The organism is Pseudomonas sp. WMBT8, assembly GCF_050916005.1.
Taxonomy (GTDB): domain Bacteria; phylum Pseudomonadota; class Gammaproteobacteria; order Pseudomonadales; family Pseudomonadaceae; genus Aquipseudomonas.
In genome coordinates this window covers 3,495,050-3,506,642 of record NZ_CP188096.1, presented here as the reverse complement: position 1 = coordinate 3,506,642, position 11,593 = coordinate 3,495,050, and the positions used below count along the sequence as shown (strand labels likewise).

Annotated in this window: 9 protein-coding genes; 4 read left to right on the top strand and 5 right to left on the bottom strand. The window is 62.9% G+C overall.

Annotated elements, in window-relative coordinates; all coding sequences use genetic code 11:
• Nucleotides 1-29 precede the first annotated feature (29 nt).
• The 3 genes from ACO77H_RS16110 to ACO77H_RS16100 all read left to right on the top strand — a co-directional run bounded on the left by ACO77H_RS16110 (nt 30) and on the right by ACO77H_RS16100 (nt 5,328).
• Complete coding sequence (locus tag ACO77H_RS16110; RefSeq protein WP_170041215.1) at nt 30-1,748, top strand: hydrogenase maturation protein; 1,719 nt, start codon at nt 30-32, stop codon at nt 1,746-1,748.
• A 149-nt stretch (nt 1,749-1,897) separates the two neighbouring features.
• Nucleotides 1,898-4,267: a DUF3772 domain-containing protein gene (locus ACO77H_RS16105; RefSeq protein ID WP_407073415.1), complete on the top strand. Its 2,370-nt coding sequence runs from the start codon at nt 1,898-1,900 to the stop codon at nt 4,265-4,267.
• A 92-nt stretch (nt 4,268-4,359) separates the two neighbouring features.
• Nucleotides 4,360-5,328 (top strand): DUF2931 family protein, encoded by a 969-nt coding sequence (locus ACO77H_RS16100; RefSeq protein ID WP_432754263.1) that lies wholly within the window; start codon nt 4,360-4,362, stop codon nt 5,326-5,328.
• A 44-nt stretch (nt 5,329-5,372) separates the two neighbouring features.
• Here ACO77H_RS16100 and ACO77H_RS16095 read toward each other — a convergent pair whose 3' ends face one another.
• The 5 genes from ACO77H_RS16095 to ACO77H_RS16075 all read right to left on the bottom strand — a co-directional run bounded on the left by ACO77H_RS16095 (nt 5,373) and on the right by ACO77H_RS16075 (nt 10,167).
• Nucleotides 5,373-6,599, bottom strand: coding sequence for an MFS transporter (locus tag ACO77H_RS16095; RefSeq protein WP_432754262.1), 1,227 nt, complete (start codon nt 6,597-6,599; stop codon nt 5,373-5,375).
• 230 nt (nt 6,600-6,829) lie between these two features.
• Entirely contained in the window at nt 6,830-7,753 is a 924-nt protein-coding gene (locus ACO77H_RS16090; RefSeq protein WP_432754261.1) for a LysR family transcriptional regulator, read from the bottom strand.
• 42 nt (nt 7,754-7,795) lie between these two features.
• A complete protein-coding gene (gene yghX / locus ACO77H_RS16085) occupies nt 7,796-8,683 on the bottom strand; it encodes a YghX family hydrolase (RefSeq protein WP_170041219.1) in 888 nt (295 codons plus the stop codon).
• A 46-nt stretch (nt 8,684-8,729) separates the two neighbouring features.
• Complete coding sequence (locus tag ACO77H_RS16080) at nt 8,730-9,224, bottom strand: PaaI family thioesterase (RefSeq protein ID WP_169952955.1); 495 nt, start codon at nt 9,222-9,224, stop codon at nt 8,730-8,732.
• A gap of 52 nt (nt 9,225-9,276) precedes the next feature.
• Nucleotides 9,277-10,167 carry a DMT family transporter gene (locus ACO77H_RS16075; protein WP_432754260.1) on the bottom strand — a complete coding sequence of 297 codons (891 nt, stop codon included), beginning with the start codon at nt 10,165-10,167 and terminating at the stop codon, nt 9,277-9,279.
• Between the two features lie 91 nt (nt 10,168-10,258).
• On the opposite strand from ACO77H_RS16075, the gene ACO77H_RS16070 reads away from it, so the two are divergent.
• Nucleotides 10,259-11,581, top strand: a complete 1,323-nt coding sequence (locus tag ACO77H_RS16070; protein WP_169952959.1) for a PLP-dependent aminotransferase family protein — start codon at nt 10,259-10,261, stop codon at nt 11,579-11,581.
• Nucleotides 11,582-11,593 lie beyond the last annotated feature (12 nt).

Genomic DNA, 11,593 nt, shown 5'->3' with positions numbered 1-11,593 from the left:
GGCCATGCATTCTCAAGGAAGAGTCAGTCATGCAGTCATTGAAGATTATGTTGTTGTCGTCGGCGTTCAACGGCTTGACCCAACGGGCCTGGCTGGATTTGCGCCAGTTGGGCCATGTGCCCAGTGTGGTGCTGTTCACCGATGAAGCCACGGTCTGCCGGCAGATCGAGGAATCGGCGGCGGACCTGGTGATCTGCCCGTTTCTCAAGGACCGGGTGCCGCAGCAGCTCTGGAGCAATCCGGATCGCCCGGTGGTAATCATTCACCCGGGGATTGTCGGCGACCGTGGCGCCAGCGCACTGGACTGGGCCATCACCCAGCAGGTCAAGCGCTGGGGCGTCACGGCCTTGCAGGCGGCGGAGGAAATGGACGCCGGCCCGATCTGGTCGACCTGTGAATTCGACATGCCCGCCGATGTGCGTAAATCCGAGCTGTACAACGGCGCGGTGAGTGACGCGGCGATCTATTGCATCCGCGATGTAGTAGAAAAATTCGCCCGCGGTTTCGTGCCGGTGCCCCTCGACTACACGCAACCTGACGTCATCGGGCGTTTGCAGCCGAACATGAAGCAAGCTGACCGCACCTTCAGTTGGTACGACTGCGCCCGGTTCATCAAACGCACCATCGACGCCGCCGACGGCCAGCCCGGTGTGTTGGCGAGCCTCGCCGGCGGCCAGTATTACCTGTATGACGCGCATCTGGATTCGCGCCGGGGTACGGCGGGGGAAATCCTCGCGGTACAGGATGACGCGGTATTGGTCGCGGCCGGTGATCATAGCCTGTGGGTCGGCTCGCTCAAGCGCAAGGCCCAGCCCGGCGAGGAAACCTTCAAGTTGCCGGCCCGTCACGTGCTGGCTGGGCAACTGGCGGGTGTACCGGTACTGGACGGCTCGATTGCCCACCAAGGGTTCGATGAGATGGCGTATCAACCGATTCGTTATCAAGAGTCCGGTCACGTTGGCGAATTGACCTTTGAGTTCTACAACGGTGCCATGAGCACCGAACAGTGCCAGCGCCTCGTCGCGGCACTGCGCTGGGCCAAGGCGCGGGACACCCAGGTGCTGCTGGTCCGGGGCGGGCGTGGGAGTTTTTCCAATGGTGTGCACCTCAACGTGATTCAGGCTGCCGAGGTGCCGGGGCTGGAGGCCTGGGCCAACATCCAGGCTATCGACGATGTCTGCCAGGAACTGCTGACAGCCCGGCAACTGGTGGTCAGTGGCCTGACAGGCAGCGCCGGAGCCGGCGGTGTGATGCTGGCGCTGGCGGCCGATGTCGTATTCGCCCGGGCGGGGGTGGTGCTCAATCCGCATTACAAGACCATGGGCCTGTATGGCTCCGAATACTGGACCTACAGCCTGCCGCGCGCGGTCGGCAGTGAAATCGCCCACAGGCTCATCGAGCAATGCCTGCCGATCAGCGCCTTCCAGGGCCGCCAGTGGGGGATGATCCAGGATATCGGCCCACGCTGCCCACGGGCATTTGGCTCATGGTTGCTGCAACAGGCCAGCGACGCGTTGACCGATGAAAAGTACGCCCTGCATCGCGCGCGTAAAGCCCAGATGGACCTGGAGCAGATTGCACGCTTGCGCGAAAACGAGCTGGCACAGATGCGCTTGGACATGGTGGAAAACCGCCAACAGTTCGCCGAGAAGTGCCACAACTTCGTGTTCAAGCGCAAGACCTGCCAGACCCCGCAGCGCTTGATGGCGCCGTGGGCATTGGTGCCCAAGGCCACGCTGGTTGACTGAGAGGAACACCCCGCATCTACTCTTTTGCCGCCAGGGCGGAATTTCCTTTCGGCCCTGGCGGTCCATAATGCCAATGGAAAAAAGACAGAAAGGGTGAATTGTTGATGCGGCGAATTTATAGGGGCGTCATCTGCCAGGCCTTGTTGGCCATGGTTTTGGCTATCAGCCCGGCGGGATGGGCAGAGGCGGGCGCCACACCGGCGCCAGTCGAGGTCGTCGACAGTTTGCCGCTGTTGCCCGAAGACGCCGACCTCAAGCAGCTCAGCCAGCAGCTTGAGCTGATTCGCCAGAGCGTGCCGGTCAGTACCAGTGACGAGAAGCTGGCGGAGTTTCGGCAGGGCGCGCTGCAGGTGCAACAACTGGCCGCGGCCTTGCTCACGGTGCGCGCCACCGAGATGGAGCGCCTTGACGATCAACTCAAGGTATTGGGCGCGGCCCAGCCCGGCGAAGCGCAGAGCCTCACCGAGCAACGGGATGCCCTGACCCGCAAGAAGAACAGCCTGCTTGAGGATGAGCAGCAGGCCAAGCAACTGAGCCAGACGAGCCGCGACCTCGCCGCGCAGATCGTCAACCTGCGGCGCAATCTGTTCAACTCCCAAGTCACTTCACGTACCGACTCGCCCTTCAGCCCCACCTTCTGGTCGACCCTGATCCGCCCCACCAGCGAGGACTTGCAACGCCTGGACAACCTCAAGGCCGAAGGTATCGTCGCCCTCAAGAGTGCCGTCAGCCCCGAGAACCGCTGGGCGTTCTTCAGCACGCTGCTGGCGGCGGTGCTGATCTGGAGTTTCGGCCGGCGACTGCTGGAGCATCTGCTCACCTGGGCAATGATCCGCTGGCTGCCGGAGGGGCGCCTGCGGCGTAGTACGTTGGCGGTGGCGGTGGGGTTGTCGTCGATCCTGACGATCATGGGGGCGGTCTCGCTGATGCGCTGGGGGCTGGAGAGCAACGCGGTGTTGAGCGAAAACCTGGCCCGGCTTTCCGATCACCTGGTCACCCTGGCCACGTTCTGTGCGTTTATTGCGGGCCTTGGCCGCGCCTTGCTGATGCTGCCGCGACCGTCCTGGCGGTTACCGGCCATTGCCGATGAAATCGCCAGTGCCCTGGGGCCTTTCCCGGCGATTCTGGCGGTGGCGCTGATGCTGGTGGCCACCGAGGAGCGCATCAACAACGTCACTGGCGCCAGCCTGGCGCTGACCGTGGCGCTCAATGGCCTGACGGCCCTGACCACCGCGTTGATCTTTATCGCCGCGATGCTGCGCGTGCGCCATGTGCGCAAAAAACTCGAGCTGCCGCGCCCGGGTGGGCTCGCCGGTATGCTGCCCTTTGTGGCGTCAATCTGGGTGGCGGTGATTGTCCTCGCGTTGTTCACCGGGTATCTGTCCCTGGCCTACTTCCTTACCGTCAAGCTGCTGTGGGTCAGCGTCGTGGCGGCGTCGGCCTACCTGCTGATCGCCTTTTTCGGCGACGTCTGCGAAACCCTGCTTTCGCCCAAGCAGCCCAGCGGCCTGGCACTGGCCAATGCCCTGGGGCTGTCGCCACGGCACCAGGCCCAGGCCTGTACGGTGCTGGCGGGCGTTGGCCGTACATTGCTGCTGCTCACCGCCGTGATGGCGGCTTTCCTTCCGGCAGGCTCCAGCCCCAGCGAATTGCTCCAGGGCTTCAGCCAACTGGGCGAGTCCAGCAAGACCCTGGGCAACCTGCACATCATTCCCCAGGACATCCTCATTGCGCTGCTGATGTTTGTCATCGGGCTGTTCGCCGTGCGCACCTTGAAGCGCTGGCTGAGCGAGCGGCTGCTGCCGGAAACCAACATGGACGCCGGCATGCGCGCCTCCCTGGTGACCCTGGTGGGCTACCTGGGCTTTGTGCTGCTGACTCTGTTGGTGATGTCGATCCTGCGGATCAACCTGACCAGCCTGACCTGGGTGGTCAGTGCCTTGTCGGTGGGCATCGGCTTCGGCTTGCAGGCGATTGTGCAGAACTTCATCTCCGGGCTGATCCTGCTCACGGAGCGGCCGGTGAAGGTTGGCGATTGGGTCAGCCTGGGGGGCGTGGAGGGCGATATTCGGCGGATCAACGTCAGGGCCACCGAGATCCAGATGTCCGACCGCTCGACGGTGATCGTGCCGAACTCGCAATTCATCTCGCAAAACGTGCGCAACGTCACCATGGGCAACGCCCTGGGCGTGGTGGGCATTACCCTCACGTTGCCGCTGGATACCGATGTATTGAAGGTTCGCGAACTGCTGATGCAGTCGTTTACCGAGCACGAGGCGATTCTCGATACGCCGGCACCCTCGGTCACGTTCAAGGACCTGGCCAGGGACGGCCTGATCATTGGGGTCAGCGGCTACGTCAACAGCCCGCGCTCGGTGTCCGGTACCCGCAGTGACTTGCTGTTCATCCTGCTTGCGCGCCTTCAGGAAATGGGCATTACGTTGTCTTCGCCCCAGAGCTTGGTATTGGTTCCGGGAGAGGGAAGCGCAGTGGCGGGCGATGTTCCTGTAAAGCCATGATGAGGTAGCGCTGCGTGACAATAAAAACCCCGATAACTGTGATTGCTGCGCTGTTGTTCTGTTTTTCGATGGCCGCGTGCAAGAGTAAAGACATGCCAGAAACCTACAGCTGGACGGGAACGGTATCTGCGCCACAGGAATACCCGATGGAGGTTTACCGTGGCGCCATAATCGCTGAGGGTTTTACCTACGGTTTTGATGCGATCTGGGGCACGCAGAACACCGGCTGGGGCAGCCAGGGCGGAACGATGACCACCGCGATCGAAAAAAAGGGCGTGCCCTATCAGCTGGAATTTACCTGGTACTCGCTGGTGGAGCGCACGTTCTATAGCGGTCACTGGGCCTTGGACAAAGACGCGATCAAGCGCCTCTTAGATGAGGGTTTTATCGATCAGGACACCCATAAAAAAGACACCTACAGCACCTTTGTCGTGGGCTTGGCGCCACAGGGCCGGGTGGTGCTGTGGCTGAGCGGAGCGGGGCATCAGAAGGAAGTCGGGGCCTTTCAGGCGCATGCTACAACCATTACCAAGCAAAGCGCCTACAGCAATGCCCAGTACATGTTTAAAGACGGCTATGCAGAGCGCATGCTCAATGATCCTTCCTATAAGACCTTCAGCCCGCAAATCCGGCAAAAAATACTGACGCAAGGCTATCCTGCGCCAGAAATCTATGGCGTCTACCGAGAGAAATATAGCTGGAGACCGGTGGTTGTCCTGGAGAAGGGCGAGTGGCTCGATTTTGGCTTCAGCGCCTACAACGGCGAGCAGGAAAATTTATTCGCAAAGGATCTACAGGATAACCACTACGCCAAAAGGGCCATCCCAAAGTTCTGTGGCCTCTATTGGCGCAATGGAAACGGCCGGTATGGCGTGTGGATTGACGCCTTCGATGAAGAAGAAATCCTTGAGGCTTTCCAGAAACTGGGCAAGCAAAAAAATATCGACCTGGTGGTGAAGGTTGACGCGCAAAACACCAGGGTTTCCCTGGCATTGAGGTCGGGCGCGCAGGAGTTGCCCATCGGCAAAGCCAACGTCAGGCTGTCTCGCAGGATCGAGTAGGCTCCCCCTGCCGATGGGAGAGCCCCACTGCAATGCTCAGCCAGCTAGCAGGGCTGGGCCGCAAGGCTGTTGCTGACATTGCGCCCTAGCACCAACACCGTCACAAAACCCAAGCCCACCAGCACTGTGGCGAGGCTCAGCAGCACCGAGCTGCCCAGTTGGTCGACGATCCGCCCGCCAAAGAACGAGCCCAGGGCAATGATCACCTGGAACAACGCAACGAACAGCGGCATGCCGCGTTCGACATCCTTGGGCGCCACGACAAACATCCAGATACTGGCGCAGGCCGGAAAGGCACCGAAGGCGAAGCCCCAAAGCCCGATCAGCATGGCTGCGCCGCTCATGCCGGTGGCGAAATGGGGGAACAGCGCAGTGCTGGTGCCGATCATCAGCGCCACCAGCAACAGGGTGTGGCGTACGCTGCGGTTGGCAGCAAAACCGGCAAAGATATTGCCCATCACCCCGGCCACGCCAAACAACAGCAGCAACGAGCCAATCGTTGGTCCATCGAAGCCGGCACTGTGCTTGAAGAAGGGCGCAACGTAGGTGTACGCGGCAAAGTGCGCCAGGCCGATCAGCAACACCGCGATCAAGCCGACCCGCGCTTGGGGGTTGATAAACAAGGCGGGCAGGTCGCTGACGCGAATGGCCTTCTCCGGATTGAGTCGTGGCAGCAGGAAAATCTGCGCCAGGAGTACCGGTACGCCCATCAGTGCGGTGATCAGGAACGTCATGCGCCAGCCCATCAGGCCGCTCAGCCAGGTGCCTACCGGCACGCCCAGCACGGTGGCGAGGGTCACGCCGACCATGATGATCGAAGTGGCCTGGGCAACGCCCACACCCCTGGGCGCCAGGCGGCCGCTGAGGGCGATGGCGGTGGCCCAGAAACCACCGATGCTGATGCCCAGCAGCACACGGCCGAACAGCAGCAGGCCAAAATCACTGGCCAACGCCACCACCGAGTTGGCAATGATCATGATCAGCGTCAGGCCGATCAGCAGATAGCGACGGTCCATGGTGCCAATGCTGACCGACAGCAAGGGCGCGGCGAGGGCGGCCATGATGCCGGGCAGGGTCACCATCAAACCGGCGTGGCCGGCACTGATGCCCAGGTCACTGGCGACATCATTGAGCACGCCCACCGGCAGAAACTCACTGGTCACCAGGGCAAAGGCCCCCACGGCAACCGAGAGAATCGCCAGCCACTGCTGTTTGACGCTCTGTTGATTATGTTCGGGAAGGCTATGAGGGGCCTGGCTAGCACTTGGCATGGGGCGAAGATCCGGGGGGAATGCAGCCTGAAGCCAGGCCGGGGAAGAATGTGGAGGCGATTATAGGAATCAGCGTTGCCAATTAAACAGGCCGCTCGGTTTGATAGTCATCATCACTGCAATCAATGCGACCCACGGTTTTGACATGTCCAACCCCCGATTCGACTCGCCAGCGCCAGCGATCACCCGTCTCTGCGGTGCTAATGCCGTGGCACGCTCACGGGCAGCGACTAATCGGTGGTCGAAGGCACAGCAGTGGCGCTGAAGTCGAGCAGGGCGATAAAACTGTCCAGCAACGGTGATGGGTTGTCGGTGTTCCAGCTCAGGTACAGGCCGATGGCTGGGTTGGGGAAAGCGCTTACCGGGGCGATGCGACGAAACACGACCTTGTCGCGCAGGATCGAGTTGGCAATCGACTCCGGAACCAGGGCAACGCCGAAGCCACAGGCGACCAGGCCGATCAGCGTATGGAGCTGCGCGGCTTCCTGTACCACCCGAGGGTAAAAGCCGGCGGCCTCGCACAGGGCGATAAGCTGGCTGTGATAACCGCTGCCCAGGGCTTGAGGGGTGAACACAAAGTCTTCGCCGGCGAAGTCCCGCAAGTCGATCTGGCCGTCGCCGGCCCTGGGGTGATCGGCCGGCAGGGCCATCACGATCTGCTCATCCAGCAACAGGCGCGACGCAATGTTTGGTGCGGCCATCGGCAATTTGCGTATGAAGGCAATATCCGCTTCCCCCGACGCAATGGCCTGGGCCTGGCTGGCAGAAGGCATCTGCTTGATGATCAATTGCACCTTTGGGAACGTCTCGCGGAACCGGCGCAGGCTATCGAGCAGTGGCTCGTAGTAGGTGATCGACACGGCAGTCACCGTGAGTTTGCCGGCGATACCCTGCGCCACCTGGCGCGCGTGTTCGATGCCCAGCGCCAACGCCTTGAGGGTGCCATAGGCGGCGTCGAGGAATGCGCCACCGGCTGGGGTCAGTTTTACCCCGCGCTTGCTGCGGGTAAACAGACTGAACCCCAGCTTGCCCTCCAGGCGATTGATGGCCTGGCTCAGAGGGGGCTGGGCCATGTGCAGGCGCATGGCGGCCCTGTGAAAGTGCAGTTCTTCAGCCACAGCGATGAACTGGCGTAGCAGGCGGGTTTCGATCATGTCTGCTGCTTCTTGATTTGAATTGATCAGGGGGCGGTGTGATTACACGAGGTACTTACGGAACCAGCCCAAGGTGCGTTCCCAGGCCAGGTTCGCCGCGGCCTCGTCGTAGCGTGGGGTCGAGTCGTTATGGAAGCCGTGGTTGGCGCCCTTGTAGATGTAGGCTTCATAGGTCGTGCCTGCGGCTTTCAAGGCGGTTTCATAAGGCGGCCAGCCTTCGTTGATCCTCGTGTCCAGTTCGCCAAAGTGCAACATGATCGGCGCCTTGATCTTCGGCACGTCCCTGGTGTCAGGTTGGCGCCCATAGAACGATACGGCCGCGCCCAGTTCCGGGTAGGCCACGGCCGCGGCGTTGGTCACGCCACCGCCGTAGCAGAAGCCCGTGATGCCGACTTTGCCGGTGCTGGCGTCGTGATGCATCAGCCATTCGATGGCGGCGAAGAAGTCATTCATCAGCTTGGCCGGGTCGACGGTCTGTTGCAGCGCCACGCCTTTTTCATCATTGCCGGGATAGCCGCCCACCGAACTCAGGCCATCGGGCGCCAGGGCGATAAACCCGGCTTTGCCCAGGCGCCGGGCGACGTCTTCGATATAGGGGTTGAGCCCACGGTTTTCGTGGACCACCACCACCGCCGGCAGCTTGCCTGTGGCCTTCGCCGGGCGGACCAGGTAGCCGCGCACCGAGCCGTTGCCCTTGGGCGAGGGGTAGGTGATGTAGTCGGCAACGATGTCCGGGTCGGTGAATTTCACCTGCTCGGCCAGGGCGTAGTTGGGGCTCAGGGAAGCCAGCAGCGCCGAGGCGGTCAGGCCGCCAAAGGTGAACAGGGCCGCGCGGTCGAGAAACTCGCGACGGTTGATCTTGCCGTGGGCATAGCCGTCGTAGAGTTCCAGCAGCTCAGGGGCGAAGTCTTTAGCGGTCAGGCGCGTCATCGTCAGGTTCCTTTTTTCGGCACGTGGCGTTGAATGTAGACCATTCTCAGGCCTGGCGGCCATGGGCCGTATCGGCCAGGCGCCCGGTATCGACACGCACGAAGATCGAGTCGCCAATCGCCGTCAGCACGCCATCGGCGTACACCTCGCAGATCACGCGGCTCTTGCGCCCGACCTCACCCTCGACCTTCGCGCGCAAGGTCAGCGGCACGCCCATGGGGGTGGGCTTGATGAATTTGATGCCGAGGTTGCCGGTCACGCAGTCGATACGCGGCAACTCGCCAGGTGTGCGCTGTTCGGCACGGTAGTGATAGGCCATGGCGGTCCAGTTGGAGTGGCAGTCGACCAACATGGCGATCAGGCCGCCGTAGACCAGGTCGGGCCAGCCGCAGTATTGGGCGTCGGGCAGGTGCTCGGCGACGATATGCACACCGTCCGCATCCCAGCGGCTCTTGATATGCAGCCCGTGGGCGTTGCTGGGGCCACAGCCGTAGCAGACGCCGTCCGGCGCCGTGGTGTCTTGCAGGGAAGGGGTGTGCATCGTGCATCCTTATTGTTCTTGGGCCAATCCATGAGCCTAAAGGCCCACGCCCCTATCGCGCAAACTTCTTAGCCAAGGCCACGCAGGCAATCACCGCCACGGTCACGGCGAGCATGCCCAGGCTCACCGGTTCATGCAGCAGGCTGGCCGCCAGCGCCAGGCCGAAGAACGGCTGCAGCAACTGCAACTGCCCGACCGCCGCAATGCCGCCCTGGGCCAGCCCGCGATACCAGAACACAAAGCCGATCAACATGCTGAACAGCGCCACGTAAGCCAGGCTTAGCCAAGCCGGCAGGCTGATGCCGGTGAAGGAGGCGGGGGCCAGGAGCAAGGTCAGGGGCGCGACCACCGGCAGCGAAACCACCAGCGCCCAGCAGATCACCTGCCAGCCGCCGAGGGTACGTGCCAGCTTGGCCCCTTCGGCATATCCCAGCCCGCACACCAGCACCGCCAATAGCATCAGCAGGTCGCCGGCGGGGGCGGCGTTCAGGCCCTGGGCCAGGGCATAGCCCACCACCAGCAGGCTGCCCAGGATCGAAAACAGCCAGAACACCGGGCGCGGTCGCTCGCCGCCGCGCAGCACACCGAACACCGCGGTGGCCAGGGGCAGCAGGCCGATAAACACGATGGAGTGGGCCGAGGTCACATACTGCAAGGCCAGGGCGGTGAGCAACGGGAAGCCGATCACCACCCCCAGGGCGACAATCAGCAACGGCCCCCACTGGTTGCGCGCGGGGCGACGTTCCCGCAACAGCCACAACAGGCACAGGCCCAGCACGGCGGCAATGCTCGCCCTGGCCACGGTCAGGAACACCGGTTCGAATTCCAGCACCGCCAAGCGGGTGGCGGGCAGCGAGCCGCTGAAAATCAGCACGCCGATCAAGCCATTGATCCAGCCGCTGCGGCTATGTTCGGGGGGGATGGTCCGGGACGTTTGTTCCATGCAGGGGGCGCTCGACAGGGGAGGGTTGCGTTTCGGGCATCCTAGGGCTGAAGATTGCGACAATCAAAAAATTGTCATGGATACATCGCCCATGCCCCGTGCCCGCTACAAGTCCCTGGTGGATGCTTTTGCCAGGGATATCCGTGCTGGAACCCTGGTGCCCGGCACCCGCCTGCCGACCCACCGCCAATTGGCGACCACCCATGGCCTGGCCCTGGTCACGGCCAGCCGGGTGTATAGCGAACTGGAGGCCATGGGCCTGGTCAGCGGCGAGACCGGGCGTGGCACTTTTGTGCGGGAAATTGCCCTGGCGCCCGGCCAAGGCAGTGGGCAAATGGCGGTGGCGGCGGGCATGCTCGATCTGAATTTCAACTACCCGTCCTTGCCCGGCCAGGCCGACCTGCTGCGCACGGCCTTGCGCCAATTGGCGTTGTCTGGCGACCTGGAAGCGCTGCTGCGTTACCAGCCCCATGCCGGGCGCGTCCATGAGCGGGCGGTGATGGCGCGGCATCTGCTGCACCGTGGCCTGAGTGTCGCGGCCGAGCAAGTGCTGGTGGTCAGCGGGGCCCAGCATGGCCTGGCGGTGAGCATGATGGCGTTGCTCAAGCCCGGCGATGTGGTGGCGGTGGATGCCTTGACCTATTCCGGTTTCAAGGTGCTGGCCGAGACCTTGCACCTGGAGCTCGTTGCGATCCCGGTCACGCCGCGCGGGCCGGACCTGGCAGTGTTGCAACAGCTGTGTCGCCGACGCCCGGTGCGCGCGCTGTACTGCATGCCGACCTTGCACAACCCCCTGGGCTGGGTGCTGGGGCTCGACCAGCGTGAGGCACTGGTGCGCATCGCCCGCGAACACGAGCTGATCCTGATCGAAGACGCCGCCTATGCCTTCCTCGTCGAGCACGCGCCACCGCCCTTGGCGCACCTGGCGCCGGAGCGCACGGTGTACGTGGGCGGGCTGTCCAAGAGTGTCGCCACCGGCCTGCGGGTGGGGTTCGTCGTGGCGCCACTGGCGTGGGTTGCGGCGCTGGAAAGGACGGTCATGGCCACGGTATGGAATGCGCCGGGGGTAATGACGGCCATCGCCACCGGCTGGATCGAGGACGGCACGGTACTCCAACTGGAGGTACAAAAACGCCAGGACGCCCAGGCCCGGCAGGCGCTGGCGGCTGAGGTGCTGGCGGGGGTGGAGTACATCAGCCATCCCTCGTCGTATTTTTTATGGCTGCCGTTGGGGGAGGATGCCCGGGCGGATCAGGTCACCATGGCGTTGGCGCAGGAGGGTGTTTCGGTGTCCACTGCCGAGCCGTTTGCGGTGTCAGGGCATGTGCCCCATGCAATCAGGCTGGCATTGGGCTCGGTGGACAAGAGCGCGTTGCGCGCGGCGTTGCTCAAGGTACGGCGGGTGGTTGAGTAACCACCCGCCGCA

Bases quoted from the DNA above. Each gene is read 5' to 3' on its own strand.
- ACO77H_RS16095 (WP_432754262.1), bottom strand. From the start codon at position 6,599: ATGCCAAGTGCTAGCCAGGCCCCTCATAGCCTTCCCGAACATAATCAA.
- yghX (WP_170041219.1), bottom strand. From the start codon at position 8,683: ATGACGCGCCTGACCGCTAAAGACTTCGCCCCTGAGCTGCTGGAACTC.
- ACO77H_RS16070 (WP_169952959.1), top strand. From the start codon at position 10,259: ATGCCCCGTGCCCGCTACAAGTCCCTGGTGGATGCTTTTGCCAGGGAT.
- ACO77H_RS16110 (WP_170041215.1), top strand. From the start codon at position 30: ATGCAGTCATTGAAGATTATGTTGTTGTCGTCGGCGTTCAACGGCTTG.
- ACO77H_RS16080 (WP_169952955.1), bottom strand. From the start codon at position 9,224: ATGCACACCCCTTCCCTGCAAGACACCACGGCGCCGGACGGCGTCTGC.
- ACO77H_RS16100 (WP_432754263.1), top strand. From the start codon at position 4,360: ATGCCAGAAACCTACAGCTGGACGGGAACGGTATCTGCGCCACAGGAA.
- ACO77H_RS16075 (WP_432754260.1), bottom strand. From the start codon at position 10,167: ATGGAACAAACGTCCCGGACCATCCCCCCCGAACATAGCCGCAGCGGC.
- ACO77H_RS16105 (WP_407073415.1), top strand. From the start codon at position 1,898: ATGGTTTTGGCTATCAGCCCGGCGGGATGGGCAGAGGCGGGCGCCACA.
- ACO77H_RS16090 (WP_432754261.1), bottom strand. From the start codon at position 7,753: ATGATCGAAACCCGCCTGCTACGCCAGTTCATCGCTGTGGCTGAAGAA.